Here is a 16,582-nt window from a genome sequence, read left to right as displayed (position 1 = left end):
GGGCCACTGTGAAGACACGACCTAGGCCGGTGCGTCGTTTCCGGTGTGCTTCGGCGCCTTGTTCCGTACGGTGAGGCCCGCCACCAGGGCGGCGAGCAGCAGGACGCCCGCCGAGCACCAGTAGGCGACGGAGAAGCCGTGCACCATGCCCTTGTCGAGGGTCGCGCCGCCGTGGGCCGGACCGTGCGAGGAGGACTGGACGTAACGGCTGGTGGCGCCGGTGGCGATGGTGTTGAGCAGTACGGTGCCCAGCGAAGCTCCCATCTGCTGAACGGAGTTGAGGACAGCCGAGGCCACCCCGGCGTCCTGCGCGGGCACGCCGGCGGTGGCCGTCGCGTAGACCGGCATGAAGGTCAGGCCCATGCCCAGACCGAGGAGCACCAGGGCGGGCAGCACGTGGGGGACGTACTGCGCGTGCACGGTCAGGCTGCTGAGCAGCACCATGCCGGCGGCGGCCAGCACCATGCCGGACGACATCAGGATGCGCGGCGCCGTGCGGGGCAGCAGCCGGGCGGCGATCTGGGTCGCGCCGATGAAGATGCCGACCGAAATCGGCAGGAAGGCAAGCCCCGTCCGCACCGGGGGGTAGCCGAGGACGACCTGGAGGTAGTACGTCAGGAACAGGAAGACACCGAACATACCGATGGTGGCCAGGCCCATCGTCACGAGCGATCCGGCCCGGACCCGGTCCTTGACGATGTGCGGCGGCAGCAGCGGGTTCGCCGCGCGGCTCTGCCACCACACGAAGGCGGCGAGCAGGATCACGCCGGTCACGAGCAGCGTGAGCACCGAAGGGCTGGTCCAGCCGCGGGGTTCGGCCTCGCTGAAGCCGTACACCAGGGCGACGAGCCCGCCGCAGCCCAGCAGCGCGCCCGGCATGTCCAGGTGCCCGCCCCGGCGCCCGGAGCGGTCGCGCAGGAAGACGGGTGCGCCGATCAGGGCGGCCAGCGCGATGGGCACGTTGACGTACAGGGACCAGCGCCAGTTCAGGTACTCGGTCAGCAGACCGCCCACGATCAGCCCGACCGCGCTGCCGCCGCCGGCCAGCGCACCGTAGACCCCGAACGCCTTCGCCCGCTCCTTGGGGTCGGTGAACGTCGTCGTCAGCAGCGACAGGGCCGAGGGCGCCAGGACCGCCGCGAACGCACCTTGCAGGGCCCGCGCCGCGAACAGCGTCCCGGGACCGGCCGCCGCGCCGCCCACGGCGGAGGCCGCGGCGAATCCGGCCAGACCGATGACGAAGGTGCGCTTACGGCCCACCAGGTCGGCGATCCGGCCGCCGAGCAGCAGCAGTCCGCCGAAGGCCAGCGTGTAGGCGGTGATGACCCACTGCCGGCCGGCGTCCGACATGCCGAGAGCGCGCTGGGCGGAGGGCAGCGCGATGTTCACGACGGTGCCGTCGAGGATCACCATCAGCTGGGCGAGGGCGATGACCGCCAGCGCCCACCAGCGCTTCGGATCCGGCGCCGGTACCTCTGCTTCTGCCGGTAGTTGAGCCGGCACCGGCACCGGCACTGGATCCGGTGCCCGAGTCGCGGGGGGAACCTCGCGGTGCGGGGAACGGCCGGTGGCGGGGGAAGGGTCGGACGGGAGGGATTCCCCTCCGGGACGTTTCTTGCTCATGGCGATCACGCGTGTTTCGTGTCGAAGTGCTGTCGGGACAGCCGGCCGGGACGGTCACAGGGGTGACGACGGGCCGGTGCACGCGGCACGGGGACACGGCATGGCGGTGGGGCAGCGGGAACCGCGGACAGTACCCGGGGCCTGCCTCACCGGCCGCGTGTCACTCACGCCGGCGCTCTTGCTGTCGTGAGGCGGGGAGCGCCGGGACCACGGTGATCAGCAAGAGAAGGGCCCGTCTTCGGGCACGCGCCCCCGTGGCCCGTGCGGCGACGAACCGCGCAGGCCAGGACGTCTCGTGACGCGGCATCTCAGGAAGACGCCGAAGCCAGGAAAGGAGAAAGGGGGAAGAGTTACCGCGCGCCGCAGAGGAGGGAGGGCACACGGCCGGAGGCAACTATGGCCGCAACGCATTCGGCACGGTCCATGTCTCTCGCCTCCTTCCGGGCAGGGCACGCGGTGCGTGTCGACGCCGAGCGCGCCGAACGGGGCGGCAGAGAACCTGCCGCGCGAAATCGTGGTCAGGCTATCCCATCGACGCGACCACGCGAACGGAAATATCCGACCGCCCGTACCCCCCTGACCCCGGACAGGACCGGAGTTGGACCCGAGATGGGCCGGAACCGCTGGTCAGGAGCGGTACAGGCGTCGGAGGAGCCGGGGGACGCGGCATCACCGCGCCCAGTGAGGTGATGCTCCCCCGACCGCACCCGTACGACGGGCCTACGGATAGACCTCCGCGCGGTCGACGCTGATCACGGGGCCGCTGGAGGCGGGATTGCGTTCGCCGGTGACGCGGATGGTCAGCGTGTGCGAGCCGGGGGCCAAGGCCGGGCTGACGTACTGGAGTTGTTCGCCGACCCGGGGTGTGCCGTAGAAGTCCACCCGCCGCTCCGGACCCCCGTCGACCGAGATCGCGGCGATGCCGTTGCCCGTGTCCTTCACCGACAGGAGCGCGACGCGCGTGCCGGTGAAGCGGAAGGTGGCGGTGGCGTTCGCCGCGCCGCTCCAGTGGTCGTTGCCCCAGAAGCACTGGACGGCGCAGCCGGAGCCTGACGGCCAGGCGCCGCCGTACGACACCTGGAAGTCGCCGGTCCCCAGATCCGTGTCGTTGATCGCGCGGGTACCCGGGCCGGGATCGCCCGATGGCAGGTCGATGGTGTACCCCAGCGACACGGGTGAGCCGAGCGCCGGCGTGCCGGCCGAGGTCCAGCCGATCTTCTGCACCCGGGTGGTGCGCCAGTTGTAGGTCACCGTGGAGGTGCTTTTCGCGTGGTAGGCGATCCAGTCCTCGGTGCCGTCGGGGGACTTGAAGAAGAAGTGGTGTCCGGGGCCGTACACGCCGTCGGCGTCGTCGCGGGACAGGAGCGGGCCCGGCTCCTGCCGCCAGCTGCCGGGATCGAGGGGGTTGGCGCCCGGGGCGAGGGACTTCGCCCAGACCGCGTAGTCGGGCTTGCCGGTGTCGCAGGCGGAGTACGTGAGGAAGAGCCGGCCCGCGCCGTTGGTGAGCGGCGTCGGACCCTCGCGCACCTCGGGGCAGTTGCCGGCGGCGGACAGGTGCACGCGGGCGCCGGACAGGGTCCAGGGGTTGCTCATCGGGGCGAGGAAGAGCTGGTTGCGCACGCCGTCGTCCCGCTCGCCGGACCAGGCGAAGTAGAGCCGGCCGCCGAACTGGAAGGGTTCGCCGTCGATGGCCCAGCGGTCGCTGCCGGGAGCGGCGAGCTTGGCCTTGAAGTGGTACGGGCCCATGGGGTCGGTGCCGGCCGACTCCAGCACGTACATCCGGTGTGCGGAGTCCTGGCCGTCGCTGGCGGTGTAGTAGAGGTACCACCGGTCGCCGGAGCGGAACAGCGTGGGGGCCCAGACCTGCTGGTTACGGCTGGGGTCGCTGTCGCGCCAGACCTCCTTCGCGTCGGCGGTCAGGAGCGTGGCGATGCTCGGCGACCTCCAGATGCGCAGGGCGTCGCCCTGGGTGGTGGCGACGTAGTAATTGCCCTGGTGGTGCACGAGGGTCGGGTCGGCGCCGGTGTTCACGGGATTGCGGAACCGGCCGGCGGCGACCGGGCCGGCGGGGGCTTCGGTGGGGGACTGGTCGCTGACGGCCGTGGTGGCGGGGGCTGTGGTGGCGGGTGCCGTGTGGGCGGATGCGGTGTGGGCGGGGGCCGCCCCGGCGCTGATGCCCGCGGCGAGGACGAGAGCCAGGAGCGCGGTGAGCGAACGCGCCAGGTGGCCTGTGCGGCGGTCGAGCCGTACGAGTCTCATGAGGTGCCCTTCCATGCGATGCCATTGACGGTGTGGCGCAGGAGGTGCACGGGAGTTGTACCGCCGATTCCAACGTTGTACAAGCATCGAGGTTCCGCCCGTGCCGCAGGCCGGGATCACTGATGCCGCGCGCCGTCCGACGCGCTGAGCGGGTCCGGGGCCCGCCGCTCGTGGCCGCGACGCGCCGCCCGTACCCTGGATGAAGCCGAAAGGCCGGAGGTGGCCTTGATGCCTCGTGACGTGGCCGAGGTCAGGGCGAGGCGGTGGGGTGCGGGGAGCGGAGTACGAGCAGGGTGATCTCGCTGGGGGCGAAGACGCGGAAGGGCGGGCCCCAGAAGCCGGTGCCGCGGCTGGTGTAGAGAAGCGTGCGGGCGCCGTGGCGGCTGAGACCGGCGAGGGCGGGCTGGTCGAGGTGGACGAGGTAGTGGAAGGGCCAGATCTGGCCGCCGTGGGTGTGTCCGGAGAGCTGGAGGTCGACACCGCCCGCCGCGGCCCGGTCGACGAACGCGGGCTGATGGGCCAGGAGCAGGACGGGCAGATCGGGTTCGGCGCCCTCCAGGGCTCCGGCGAGGTGGGCTCGGTGTCCGGGCAGGCCGGAGGACGCGGCGGTGACGTCGTCCACGCCGGCCACCACGAGGGTGTCGCCGCCGCGTTCGAGCAGGAGATGGCGGTTGCGCAGCGGCTCCCAGCCCAGCTCCTCCATCAGGTCGACCCAGCCCTGGGCCTCGCTGTAGTACTCGTGGTTCCCGGTGACGTACACACGGGCCCGCGTTGCCCGCACGGTACCGAGTGGCACGGCCTGGGCCCGGCGGCGCTCGGCGGTGCCGTCCGCGATGTCTCCGGTGTGGCAGACCAGGTCGGCCTCCAGGGTGTTCACAGTCTCGCACACCCGCGCCGACCAGCGAGCGCGGTCGAGCGGGCCGTAGTGGGTGTCGGTGATGAGGACGACCCGGAGACCGTCCAGCCCGGCACCCAGCCGAGGCAGCCGCACGTCGAGCCGGCGCACGCGCGGCACGCGGCGGGCCTCGGCGTATCCCCAGCCGAGTAGTACGGCGCTGACGGCGAGGACGGCCCAGGTGACGGCTCGGGCCCGGTCCTCACCTTCGCCGACCCCGGCCACGGCCAGGACAGGCCGCAAGAGGCCGCCGATCAGGACGGACCAGGTGAACAGAACCCAGCTGATGCCCAGCAGGGTGTCACCTACGATCGCCGCCCGATCCTGCTGGCGCCGGCCGTGGCCGCGCGCCATCGCCAGCGGCATACTGACGAGACCGAGGGCGAACAGAGCGGTCACGCCGAGCGCGACCGGCACCGGCCAGTGCTGTCCGGAGTGCAGGAGCACCCAGCAGGGCACGGCCCAGAGCAGGACGGGGGCGACCAGGGGGATGTAGCGCATCAGCCGGCGCAGTGGGCTCCGCCGCGGCGCTCGCGCTTCGCCCTCGGTGGGCCGGGTGTCGCTGGTGTCGGTCACGCTCCGCCTCCTGACCAGGCTGCCGTCCCGCGCACTGTATCCGGTCGCCCTGGGCCGACCGACCGGTGTTCACAGGCGCGGGCTCAAGGGCGAAGGGCCTTCCGCCGCGCGCCGGGCCGCCAGGTCGACCGGGCCGTCGGTGCTGTGCTCGTACGGACTCCGGCTCGCCGCACCCGCCCCGCTCGCTCGCCCCTCGGCCTCAGTGCGGCTGCCTCTCGGCGGGCGCCCTGTCTCCCCGGACCGGCCGCCGGACCGGGCTCACCGACCGGCCGGGTCGCGGTCGCCGGGCCTCGGGCCCTCGTCCCCGGCCGACGTGCTTCCGTTGCCGGCGCCACGGTACGACTGGGCGAGGTGCCGTTGCAGCCGGATGTGCCGGAACTGGTAGACGGCGCCGGTCTGGCGCAGCACGCCCCTGCGATAGGCGTCTTCCAGGAACGCCACGGTGTCCCACGGCAACCTGCGCGTCAGCGGCAGCCAGATCCGGGCCACCGTCAGCCACTGCCCCCAGGCCGTGAAGGCGAGCACATAGGACGCCGCGCCTCCCAGGCCACCGACCGCGCCGACGAGCAGAGCCCATTCCAGCGGCCAGATCACAGCCCAGGACAGCACCTGCCGGAGCAGGCGGACCACGACGTACCCGCCGATGGCGCAGCTGAGTGTGATCACCGGGACGAGCACGAGGAACTGCCGTACCGCCGTGGCACGGTTGACCGACAGCAGCCGCATGGGTGTGGCGGCGGCGGTGATGTCCATGGGTGCCTCGAACAGCGCGAGGACCCCGAAGGCCAGACCCGCCGTCAGACCGAAGGCCGGACCGAGGACCAGCATGTTGCTGGTCACGATTCTGCTCGACTCCGTGTCCGGGAACTGGTCGTCCAGCATGCGCACCAGGAGGTCCGCCCAGGAGTAGCCGATCCCCAGCACCGAGCCGGCCAGCAGTCCGGCTCCGAAGCGGGTGAGGGCGTGACGGACCGGCCTGCGCCCGGCCCGGCGGTCCGTCGCGGAGAATCCGAGTCTGACCCGGGACGGGAGGGCGGCGGGCCGGCCGAACAGGGCCAACGCGCAGTGCACCAGGCCGAAGGCGAGTCCGGAGAGGAGCGCGGCCAGCGCCCCTTGCAGCAGTAGCGTCGCCGGCTCCAGCTCTCTGGTGTAGAGGAAGGCGTGTCCGAGGAGTTCCACGAGCCAGGTGGCCGCGGACATGCACAGCCCGGAGAGCAGCACGGTGTGCAGGACGCGCGTCGGCAACCGTACGGATTCACCGAGCCGCCACCAGGCGAGGTCCTGTCGGCCGTGCGTGTCCCGGGCCAGGCTGTGCGCGAGGTAGCCGAGCCAGCGCTCGGCCCGGTCCGCGTCGCGGTTGGGGTACCCGTGGGGGTCGCCCCGCTCGGGGGCACGATGCCGGTAGAGGGCGGGCACGAAGCCCGCCAACAGGTGCTCCTCCAGGTGGCGTTCGGTGGGAAAGCGTGCGGTGTCGAGCAGTTCCAGCGGGTCCTTTCCGGGGGCCTCGCCGTACATCGTCCGCGTCAGAGTGACCATCAGCGGCGTGCCGAGGACCTGCCCGAGCCGGGCGCTCGCCGGGGTGCCCCCGTCCCGCAGGCGCTCCAGAACGGCGTCCCACACGCCCGCGTCGTGCCCGCCGCCGGACGAGGCGGAGAGACGGTCGGTCCGGGGGAGGTAGGCGGCGAGATCCTCGACGGTCAGGTCGGTGAGTTCGACGCAGGCGGCCCACACCAGTGGGACGTGAACCTGGCGGACCGCTCGGGCGTACTCGTCCCGCCGGCTGGTCAGGACCAGCGGGAGGGAGGTGGCGTTGAGCGCTTCCAGCGCCGGGCCGCGCAGGGCTTCAGCCAGTTCGTCGAATCCGTCGAGGACCGGAAGTATCAGGTCGGCGTCCACGAGCGCGCCGGCCAGCGTCGCCCCGTCAGCCGTCCGGTGGGCCAGATGGGGGTGGTCCCGGAGGAGACGGTCGACCAGCATGTCACGCAGGGTGGTGGTGAGCGGGTCCCAGGATCCGATGCTGAAGATCACCGGCACCCGGACCGAAGGGACGGGTGCCGCGAGGAGATCGAGGACGAACTTGATGGCCAGGACGGACTTCCCGGAGCCGGCCCGGCCGAGTATGACCAGCCGCCGCGACTGAACGCTCCGGTAGGTGTCGACCACACTCCGCAGCTCGCCGCTCAGTTCCAGGTCCCGAGGCACGGCGCCCGGCCCCAGTCGCTGGATGTTCTCCGGACGGTCCATCAGGTCGGTGGGAGCCGGCTGGTACCGCACCGGCAGCGGGAACGGGTCATGGACGCGGCGGTGCCTCTCCTCACGCTGCCAGCGGCGCCCGACCTCGCGGGCCAGTGAAGCGGCGGCCTCGGAGAGCGCACCGGCCGGCGGCTCGGCCGGAGCACCTGGGAGCGGTACGGCCGGTGCCGGTTCCTCCCGCGTGCCTTCCGGTCCCGACCGGGCTCCGTCGAAGATCGCGGTGAGCCGTTGCCGCTCCTGCGCGTCGGCCTCCAGGGCCTCGGCCAGCTGGTGCAGTGTCCTCAGCCGGTGATCGGTGGACCTGCCCGTCTCCAGTCGGCGGATGGTGCTCACGCTCACCCGGGACCGCTCCGCCAGCTGCTCCTGTGTGAGGCGGGCCCGTCTGCGTAACTGGCGCAAGAACGTGCCTGCTTCATTGGTCACTCTGGGCTCCCACTTCCTACGGATACCGCGGGACGCCCGAGCGTAGCGTGACGACCGGTCACATATGGACGGTTCCCAACCTGTCCCCGCACTGTTCTCCGAGCTGGGCGAACCCCATGGTGGTGCAGCCGGCAACCCGCCGGCCACCTCGTACGGGGGAGACACCTCACCGTCACCGCACCGCGGGGGTCCGGGGCGCGCAGGATCCATGTCTTCCTGCCCCGGCACCCGCACGGCGACCCACTCACCGCCCGCACTGTCAGGACGGCCTGAGCCGGCTCGGTATGTCGCCTTGTCGATTACGGAAGCCGGGATCCCGTATCCGCGGACCGCGCTTCCGCGGACGCGTTCGAGGCTGCTGCGACGACCTTCTCGGAGAGATCAACAACATGATGAACACATGGAAGAGTAAGAAGTCCGCCTCCCTCGTCGGCGCCGTGACCGCGTCGGCGCTGGCGCTGTCGGCCCCGGCCGTGCACGCCGGCACGGCCCGGGCCGACCACCCGGCCACGGGTGCGGCGCTCCGGGCGTTCCAGGCGGTGGCGGGTCCGGGAGCCGCGGTCCACGCCGGCGCCGGCGGCGAATCCTGGACGCTGTCCGCGGGTACGGGCACCGTCAACGCCAACCGGCCCGTCAAGTCGGACGAACACTTCCGCATCGGCAGCCAGACCAAGACCTTCACCGCTGTGGTGGTGCTTCAACTGGCCGACGAGGGCAGGGTCTCGCTGGACGCGCCCATCGCGGACCACCTGCCCGGCATCGTCACGGGCAACGGTTACGACGGCACCCGCGTCACCGTGCGCCAACTTCTCCAGCACACCAGCGGTATCGGCGCGTACGACCCCTACCCCGGACTGAGCACGCCTCAGCCGAACCCGGACGGCACCTTCGGCCTCGCGGCGCTGGTGCGGCACGGGCTGAACTCCTCGCCGCCGGCCGCCGAGCCCGGTGCCGGCTTCACCTACTCCAACACGAACTACTACGTCCTCGGCATGCTGGTCGAGGAGCTGACGGGGCGGCCGGTCCACCAGGCCGTGACCGAGCGCGTCATCGAGCCCCTCGGTCTGACCCGCACCGTCTTCCCCGCGCCCGGCGAACGCGCCCTGCCCACGCCGGCCGTCAACGGCTACCACGGCGCCCGGGTGGGCCCCGTGTACGTGTGGACCCCCGTGATCTCCTACGACCCCTCGCTCTACGGCAGCGCAGGCGCGATGGTCTCCACGATGGAGGACCTGAGCGCCTTCTACCGGGCCCTGGCGGCAGGAGAGGTTCTCTCCTCCGCGAGCCTCGCCGAGATGCGCACCGTGCGGACCGTGAACACCGGGACGGCCTACGGCCTGGGAATCCACAGGCGGGCCCTGTCGTGCGGCGGAACGGCCTGGGGCCACTCCGGCAAGGTGCCGGGCTACGAGAGCTACACCCTGACCACCGACGACGGACGCCACGCCTCGGTGGTCACGAACGTGGCGATCCTGATCGGCCGGCTCCCTTCCCCGCAACTGCTCCAACTGATGGACACCGCCCTGTGCGAGGACGTGCCGCGGCGCTCCTGACCGCCGGGGGCCGCGAGGTGCCCGCGCACACACGGCCCGACAGCGGCACGCATTCGGCACCACCACCCTCTTCGCGACATCAAGGAGTCAGACATGGCACACCGTTACCGGTGTGGCGAATGCCGCTTCTCCACTCGGTGGACCACCGAATCCGAGGCCGAGGACCTCGCGGCCGCCCACTACGTCCACCGCCACCCCGGACTGGTGTTCGGCGGCAGCATGGAGGTCAACCGGAGGAACCCCCACTTCCTCGGCTGCCTGCCGATGCTCGGGATCACGCTCCTCCTCCTTCTGGTAGTCGTCGCCTCATGCCGGCGGTAGGGGCCGCCGGGCGCTTCCCGGAGGGAGTGTCACCCGCCTCTTCCTTCTCCGACGCCGACGGGGCACGGATGGCGATACAGGCGACCCGGCCGAACTTCGAGACGTTCAAGGAGTCCGCCGCGGCCGACGGCAGTCTCGGCCATGGCGAGAGGGGTGTGACCGTCGAGAACGTGCTGGCATTTCTCGTGGACGTGATCGTGTCCTACGCGACGACGTTCTGGTGGCTGTGGGCGATTTTCGGGCTGATCTGGTTGCTGACCGACGGACGCGACAAGTTCTCGTCGGGCGGTTCCGGCGGTTCCGGCGGTTCCGGCGGCTCCAGTGGCTCCGGGAGTTCCGGTGGGCGCCACGACGGGGCGGGGGGCGCCTTCGGCAGGGACGACGGTGGCTTCGGAGGAGACGGCGGCGGAGGGGACGGCGGCGACTGACCGGCACACGCGTCACCCAACGCTCGGGCTGCTGCTCCTCCGTCCGGCATCGTGTGCGCCGCCTCCCGCGCGGGGTGCCGACGCCTCCACTCGCCCCGACCGGGTGGGGCGACGGGGTGGTCTGAGTACACGTACTCATGAGGGCGGTCGCGGGCGGGCCCGATAGTGAGGGCCCGCCCCGAACACGAGGAGCAGTTCGTGACCGCCACCCACTCCACCCCCGCCCCGACACTGGACGCGAGGCTGTCGCCCCGGCGCCGTCTGCCGGCCGCGCTCGCCGTCGCGGTGACCGCGGCGCTCGTCGTGTCGAGGTTCGGCGCGGCCGATCCGACGACCTGGCTGCTGGAGACCGTGTGGGTGATGGTGGGCCTGCCCCTGGCGATCCTGCTGCGCCACCGCTTCCCGCTGAGTGGTCTGCTGTGCGCTCTGCTGGCGGCGCACGCCCTGGTCCTCATCCTGGGCGGCCACTACACCTACGCGGAGGTGCCCGCGGGGGACTGGGTGCGCGACTGGCTCGGATGGGACCGCAACCCCTACGACCGCTTCGGCCACCTCGTGCAGGGCTTCGTCCCGGCCATCCTGGTACGCGAACTCCTCGTCCGCACCTCCCCGTTGCGCGGCAGCCGCTGGCTCGCCCCCCTCACCGTCTGCGCCTGCCTCGCCTTCAGCGCCGTCTTCGAGATGCTGGAATGGTTCGCGGCGGTCACCGGAGGCGAGGCCGCGGACGCTTTCCTGGGCACGCAGGGAGACGTCTGGGACACCCAGTGGGACATGTTCTGCGCCCTGATCGGCGCCACCTGCGCCCTGCTGCTCCTGAGCCGCGTCCACGACCGCGCCCTCGCCCGTCTCGGCCCGACAGACTGACCGCCGCGTGATCGGGCCGACGTGACGACCGCGGCGAAGCCCCCCGTCGATCCGGCGGGGGGCTTCGCCGCAGTCAGGCACGTGCGGGGCAGGGGTCAGCGGCAGGTCCGGGAGTTGTAGGAGGCCCACCGGATGCTGCCGTCGGGCTCCCCGAACCCCCAGTTGCCGGCGGTGTTGCTGCGCACCATGAAGCTCGTCTTCTTGCCGGCGTAGCCGCCGTACCAGAACCCGTCGGGGCTGCGCTCGGGGTTGCTGTTGTTGAGCCTCTGGCCCGCCTTGGTCCAGGTGTTCCTGCCGGCCGAGCCGTCGGCGGACAGCCCGCGGTCCTGCTGCCACCGGACCGTGGCGGCATGGGTCCGATCGCCGAAGATGCCGTCGACGTCGGAGGCGGACAGGTAGCCGTCCGCCCAGAGCACGGTCTGCCACAGGCAGGCGACGTTGGAGTTCCGGTGGGTGCTGGTGTTGACGACGCCCTCGTTGTTCCAGTCGCCGTCCGTCATGCTGCCCTTGCCGTTGACGTAGGCGCCGCCGTGGTAGGTGCCGCTGGCCCCGGCGGGGGTGGTGAGGGTCGCGCTGATGCCGAGAGCGAGGGCCGCGGCGGTGAGGGGAGCGGCGGCTCGGCGCAGGCCGCGGAGGCGGGTGCGGGACGATGACATGGTTCTCCTGAGTGCTGTGCTTCGACATGCGGTTGGATTGGGTTGGTGCGCGCGTGGGTCGGCGTCCCGCGAGGGCCACTGACGGAGATGACACAAGGTGCCGGTACGCGGCACGCACCGTGGCGCCCGGGGCAGGAACGGAAACGTGGAAGTGGGGTCATACGCACCCGCCACGGCCGGTGTCAGCCCCGTACGACAGGGACAGTAGCCCGGATCGGCCACCGGGCGTGACGGTCGTTCGACCCACAAGGAGCCTTCGCCGTCTTCGCCGTCTTCGCCGTCCTCGCCGTCCTCGACCGCCGGACGGCGCGGGCCGGAGCGGTCACCGGTTCCTCCGCGCCCCGGTTCCTCCGCGCCCCGAGGCGAGCCCCGGTGGTGGGGAACCGGTCGCTCGGGGCCGCGCGTCTCCCCGTACATGCTGATCGTCCTGGGGGTACTCTTCGCCGTCGCGCCCGCCGTCGTCTGGATGACGATCGCCCGCACCCGCCCCGTCGGCTTCGCGATCGGCGGCACGCTGCTCGCCGGAGCCGGGCTGCTGATCAGTGTCCAGCAGGGCCGGATCGACGCCCCCGGGCCCGACGCCCATCTGCTGTTCACGGCTCTCGCGCCCCTGCTCATCGCCTGCGGCGCGGGACTGGAGGGACGCCACGAGAACTCTCCGCCCCCGGAATGGACTTCCCGCCGCAACACAGCGATCGGCTTCCTGGGGGCGCAGTTCGCCCTCACCCTCGTGGTCGGCCTCATGTACGCGCTGATGATCAGCGAAGGCTCGGACGCGCCGCCGTCCAAGGCCCTCCCCTCCTTGCCGCCGGGCATCAGCGTGGTCGACGAAGGCACCAGCTGCGGTTCCGGCGGCTGCTGGCGCGCCGCGACGGTCACCAGCGAGGACGGCCTGTCCCGCCCGGAGATCATCCGCGAACTGGGCCTCCGGCAGGAGAGCTGCCGCTCCAGTGGCTGGCTGCTCGACTGGCGTGACGTGTGCGTCGGGGCCAGGGACAACGGCCAGAACGTCACCGTCTACGCCAGTTGGGGCCACTGAGAGGTCGTTGTCCCAGTCGGCCACGGTGGTCCTGAACGAGAGTCTGTGACAAGCCGCGTGTCCCACTGGTGACGCCACGGGCCGGCCCCGTCGAAACCGGGCCGGGACCGGGCACGCCGGCGTCCCGACGCGCCCGGCCGGCCTCCGTCCCCGGCCCTACCGGCCGAACACGTCATGCATCGCCGCGAGTTCGCGCGGCAGGTCGTACTCCGCGCCTCCCTCGTGGCCGTTGTACGCGAACACCTCGATCTCCGCCGGACCGGCGTAGGCGTGGTAGGCCGCGTACACCGTCGAGGACGGGCAGATCCGGTCCAGCAGACCCACCGAGAACCACGCGGGCGCGGTCGCCCGCGCCGCGAAGTTGACCCCGTCGAAGTACGACAGGGTGTTCATCGCCTCCTCGACCCGGAAGTGGCACAGGAACGGCACGTCGGCGACCGCCGCCCCACGGCCTCGCGCAGCCCCGACACGGCCGGGGCGAGACCACCGCCCTGGCTGCCCCCGAGGACCGCGACCCGGGAGGAGTCCACGGCCTCGTGGGACCTCACCGCGTCGACCGCCCGCACCGCGTCGTTGATCAGCCGCCGGTAGTAGTGCCGGGCGGGGGCGCCACCGGAGCCGAGCCCGCCGCCGGAACCGGCTCAGTCCTGGCTCAGTCCCGGCTCCGTGACGGCTCCGTGACGGTAGGTCAGAGCCCGGACGGTGGCAGAAGACGGCTGTGCAGTGAGCGCGCGATTCCCTCCATCACATCCGATGCCGGCCGCTCCTCCTCCGGCCGCCTGAGCAGTTGGAACACGCCCGGCCCACGCGACTCCCGCGGCAGATCGGCCATGCGCGGAATCACATGGAAGTGCACATGGGCGAAGCCCTCGAACTCGGCGAACTGCGCCACATAGGTCTTGACGCAGCCCGTCACCTCGTGGAGCGCGCGGGACAACCGCACCTGCCAGGCCCCCAGCGTCGCCGCCTCCGCGTCGGTGAGCCCGTGCACCGCTGTCACATGGCGCCGGGGCAGCAGGACGAGCCAGCCGGGAAGCGCGGTCTCGAAGGCGTGAGCGACCCGCCAATGCCGGTCCAAGGCGATGCGCTCGCTGAGCGGTAACGCGTCCAGGCGGGCTTCCTGGCCGCACGAGAAGCACTCGGGTGTCGTCATGACCGGATCGTAGGCCGGGTGACCGCCGGAGGGGGCGTGGTTCCCGTCGCCCTTGTGGACGAGTCGGGGGAGCCGCGGGCAAGGAGGCAGTCCGCGCCGACGAGTTCGGCGAGGATCCGGTAGCGGCCGACGGATCGGCGGCCAGGGGCGGTTCCAGCCCGGGGCGACCGCCGCCCGCTGCTCCCCGCGCTTCGGTCCCTTGCCGAGGCCGCCCGTCCGGCGCGGGACGGCCATGTGCTGCCTGATGGGTACCGTCGTCTCGCCCTCGCCCTCGCCCCGCACCGCGTCCTGGTGCGGCGCGAGGCGCCCGGTGGCCGGTCGGTACGGGCGCGGCGCAGAAGCCCTGGGCTGCCGGGCTTCGTCGCTCGGCTCGCGGAGCATCCCGGCTCTCGGCGCCCGAGCAGGGTCCGAACGCCGGTCCTCCCGTTCTCAGTTCCGCGGGAGGCTCTACGGGCGTATCGGCGCGATCATCGTCCGCCACGCCTCGCGGAGGGAGCGCTCCGGTGAGCCAGGTGGCCGGGACGGCCGCAGCGGATCAGAACACGTCGCGCAGGGTCTCCAGGAGGCGGGCGATGTTCGCCTCGTCGCGGCGGTAGTAGGTCCACTTGCCGCGCCGGGTGGCGACCACCAGCCCCGCCTGCCGCAGTATCGCGAGGTACTGGGAGGTGGTCGACTGCCCCAGACCTGTTCGCTGCTGGATGTCGGTCACGCAGACGCCGATCTCGACGTCGTCGGGCTCCTGTCCGGGGAAGCTCATCGGGTCCTTGAGCCATACCAGCATCTGACGGCGGGCCGGGTTGGACAGGGCCCGGAACACAGCCAGCAACTCCGCTTCCGAGAACATGCGGCGATCGTAACGCAGTGACATATTTACGATTCGCGATATGACGATGTAAGGTCGCTGCATGCCGACTTCGATGCGCGTGGTGGAACTCGTCCGCTTCGGTGACGCGGACACCGCGTTCGCCACCCGAGAGCTGCCAAGACCTACTCCCGGACCCGGCCAGGTGCTGGTGCGCGTGGAGGCCACGTCCGTGAACCCCCTCGACCTGCAGACCAGGCGCGGCGACTACCGCGACCAGGTGGCGCTGCCCGCGGTGATCGGCAACGACGTGTCCGGCGTCGTGACCGAGACCGGCCCCGGGGCGGGCGACTTCCAGCCGGGCGACGAGGTCTGGTACCTGGCGCCGATCTTCGCCGGGCAGGGAACGTACGCGGAGTTCCACGTGGTCGACGAGGCCCTGGTCGCCCCCAAACCCGCTCGGCTGACGCACGTCGAGGCCGCCGGTCTCGCGCTCGTGGGCGTGACGGTGTGGGAGGCGCTGGTCGAACGCGCAAAGGTGCGGGCCGGGGAACGGGTCCTGGTGCACGGCGGAGCCGGCGGGGTCGGCTCGGCCGCCGTCCAGCTCGCCGGCGCGCTGGGGGCCGAGGTGGTAACCACCGCACGGGCCAGGGATCACGAGTTCGTCACCGGACTGGGAGCCGACCACGCGATCGATTTCTCGGCCGGTGACTACGTGCCGCGGGTCCGCGCGCTGGGTGGGGTGGACGTCGTGCTGGACACCGTGGGTGGGGACACCCTCGCCCGCAGCCCGGAGGTCCTCGCCGACCGGGGCCGCGTGGTGTCCGTCGTGGACATCCCCGAACCTCAGAACCTGCTCGCCGCGTGGGGCGTGAACGCGACCTACCACTTCCTCTTCGCCAGCCCCGGCCGGGCGAAGCTCACGGCCCTCGGCCGACTGGTCGACCAGGGCAGACTCCGGCCGGTGATCGGCACCGTGCTACCACTGGCCGACATCGCGCAGGCGCACGCCCTGTTGGAAGGCGGCTCTGCCGCCGGGGCCCGCCGACGTCCACGCGGCAAGATCGCCATCGCTGTGAACTCCCTGCACGAACCACCACGCGCAACGTCCTCGCCACGGAACTCCTGTTGATGGGGCTTCGGCGTCGTCAACAGACGGGTGAGCATCCGCGAGGACTCCTCACCCTCTGCGCCGGCTCGGGGTATGGGCGGCGTGCTGCCGCCGGAGGAGCCGGCCCGTGGCTCTGTCCACGAGTGTTGTCCGGACAGCCGGTTGTCCCCCGCCCCGCGAGGCGGTTGGATCGGGATGGGGTCGATCTTCACGTGAACGGAAGGCATCCGATCCGGGAACGAGTTCCGGCTGCCGGTCGGTGACCGTCGAGGGGATTGCCGTGGAGTGGTCGACGGGATTGGCCGGTTTCGCCGCCGGGCTCCTGATATCGGTCACCACCGCGCCGGTGGGAGTCTCCGGAGCGGTTTTCCTGCTGCCCGTTCAGGTCAGCGTCCTGGGCGTGCCGAGCCCGGCCGTGACACCCACGAACCTGCTCTACAACGTCGTGGCCGGCCCCGGCGCCCTCCTCTCCCACTGGCGAGCCGGGCGACTGGGCGGGCCTCTGACCCGCCTGCTCGTCGCGGGCACCGCCCCCGGCGTCGTCGTCGGCGCCTTGATCCGCGTCTTCGCCGTTCCCGGCCCACGCGTCTTCCGTCTCCTGGTCGCCGCGCTGCTGCTGCCGCTCG

14 protein-coding genes and 1 pseudogene are annotated in these 16,582 nt (G+C 71.9%); 7 read left to right on the top strand and 8 right to left on the bottom strand.

Annotation, left to right across the window (positions count from 1 at the left end):
* Window positions 1-21 precede the first annotated feature (21 nt).
* From ACZ61E_RS29925 to ACZ61E_RS29910, 4 genes are all read right to left on the bottom strand, one after another.
* Window positions 22-1,623 (bottom strand): MFS transporter, encoded by a 1,602-nt coding sequence (locus ACZ61E_RS29925; RefSeq protein WP_469703238.1) that lies wholly within the window; start codon window positions 1,621-1,623, stop codon window positions 22-24.
* Between the two features lie 720 nt (window positions 1,624-2,343).
* On the bottom strand, window positions 2,344-3,882 hold the full coding sequence (locus tag ACZ61E_RS29920; protein ID WP_469703237.1) for a family 43 glycosylhydrolase: 1,539 nt from the start codon (window positions 3,880-3,882) through the stop codon (window positions 2,344-2,346).
* Window positions 3,883-4,132: 250 nt separating this feature from the next.
* Complete coding sequence (locus tag ACZ61E_RS29915) at window positions 4,133-5,353, bottom strand: metallophosphoesterase (RefSeq protein WP_469703235.1); 1,221 nt, start codon at window positions 5,351-5,353, stop codon at window positions 4,133-4,135.
* A gap of 258 nt (window positions 5,354-5,611) precedes the next feature.
* On the bottom strand, window positions 5,612-8,029 hold the full coding sequence (locus tag ACZ61E_RS29910) for a helix-turn-helix domain-containing protein (RefSeq protein ID WP_469703234.1): 2,418 nt from the start codon (window positions 8,027-8,029) through the stop codon (window positions 5,612-5,614).
* Window positions 8,030-8,421: 392 nt separating this feature from the next.
* On the opposite strand from ACZ61E_RS29910, the gene ACZ61E_RS29905 reads away from it, so the two are divergent.
* The 4 genes from ACZ61E_RS29905 to ACZ61E_RS29890 all read left to right on the top strand — a co-directional run bounded on the left by ACZ61E_RS29905 (window position 8,422) and on the right by ACZ61E_RS29890 (window position 11,195).
* Window positions 8,422-9,582 carry a serine hydrolase domain-containing protein gene (locus tag ACZ61E_RS29905; RefSeq protein ID WP_469703232.1) on the top strand — a complete coding sequence of 387 codons (1,161 nt, stop codon included), beginning with the start codon at window positions 8,422-8,424 and terminating at the stop codon, window positions 9,580-9,582.
* Between the two features lie 93 nt (window positions 9,583-9,675).
* Complete coding sequence (locus tag ACZ61E_RS29900; RefSeq protein ID WP_469703231.1) at window positions 9,676-9,903, top strand: hypothetical protein; 228 nt, start codon at window positions 9,676-9,678, stop codon at window positions 9,901-9,903.
* A gap of 68 nt (window positions 9,904-9,971) precedes the next feature.
* The gene (locus ACZ61E_RS29895; protein ID WP_469703230.1) at window positions 9,972-10,331 is read left to right on the top strand and encodes a hypothetical protein; all 360 of its coding nucleotides are present in this window, start codon (window positions 9,972-9,974) and stop codon (window positions 10,329-10,331) included.
* Window positions 10,332-10,529: 198 nt separating this feature from the next.
* Window positions 10,530-11,195 (top strand): DUF2238 domain-containing protein, encoded by a 666-nt coding sequence (locus ACZ61E_RS29890; protein WP_469703228.1) that lies wholly within the window; start codon window positions 10,530-10,532, stop codon window positions 11,193-11,195.
* A 95-nt stretch (window positions 11,196-11,290) separates the two neighbouring features.
* Here the strand turns inward: ACZ61E_RS29890 and ACZ61E_RS29885 are convergent, their stop codons facing one another.
* On the bottom strand, window positions 11,291-11,851 hold the full coding sequence (locus tag ACZ61E_RS29885) for a peptidoglycan-binding domain-containing protein (RefSeq protein ID WP_469703226.1): 561 nt from the start codon (window positions 11,849-11,851) through the stop codon (window positions 11,291-11,293).
* Window positions 11,852-12,266: 415 nt separating this feature from the next.
* Here ACZ61E_RS29885 and ACZ61E_RS29880 point away from each other — a divergent pair, with 415 nt between their 5' ends.
* Window positions 12,267-12,890 carry a hypothetical protein gene (locus ACZ61E_RS29880; RefSeq protein WP_469703224.1) on the top strand — a complete coding sequence of 208 codons (624 nt, stop codon included), beginning with the start codon at window positions 12,267-12,269 and terminating at the stop codon, window positions 12,888-12,890.
* 156 nt (window positions 12,891-13,046) lie between these two features.
* On the opposite strand, the pseudogene ACZ61E_RS29875 reads toward ACZ61E_RS29880, so the two are convergent.
* The 3 genes and pseudogenes from ACZ61E_RS29875 to ACZ61E_RS29865 form a co-directional block, all read right to left on the bottom strand.
* Window positions 13,047-13,495 (bottom strand): annotated as a pseudogene (locus ACZ61E_RS29875) (acetylxylan esterase); the annotation flags it as partial.
* A gap of 83 nt (window positions 13,496-13,578) precedes the next feature.
* On the bottom strand, window positions 13,579-14,043 hold the full coding sequence (locus tag ACZ61E_RS29870; protein ID WP_469703223.1) for an HIT family protein: 465 nt from the start codon (window positions 14,041-14,043) through the stop codon (window positions 13,579-13,581).
* A gap of 535 nt (window positions 14,044-14,578) precedes the next feature.
* Entirely contained in the window at window positions 14,579-14,887 is a 309-nt protein-coding gene (locus ACZ61E_RS29865) for an ArsR/SmtB family transcription factor (protein WP_469703221.1), read from the bottom strand.
* A 61-nt stretch (window positions 14,888-14,948) separates the two neighbouring features.
* On the opposite strand from ACZ61E_RS29865, the gene ACZ61E_RS29860 reads away from it, so the two are divergent.
* Together ACZ61E_RS29860 and ACZ61E_RS29855 are read left to right on the top strand one after the other, a co-directional pair.
* Window positions 14,949-15,977 carry a zinc-binding dehydrogenase gene (locus ACZ61E_RS29860; RefSeq protein ID WP_469703220.1) on the top strand — a complete coding sequence of 343 codons (1,029 nt, stop codon included), beginning with the start codon at window positions 14,949-14,951 and terminating at the stop codon, window positions 15,975-15,977.
* Between the two features lie 259 nt (window positions 15,978-16,236).
* On the top strand, window positions 16,237-16,582 hold a 346-nt coding region (locus ACZ61E_RS29855), incomplete at its 3' end, for a TSUP family transporter (protein ID WP_469703218.1).

The organism is Streptomyces sp. NPDC104581 (assembly GCF_055583685.1).
This window is presented reverse-complemented; position numbering and strand designations above follow the sequence as displayed.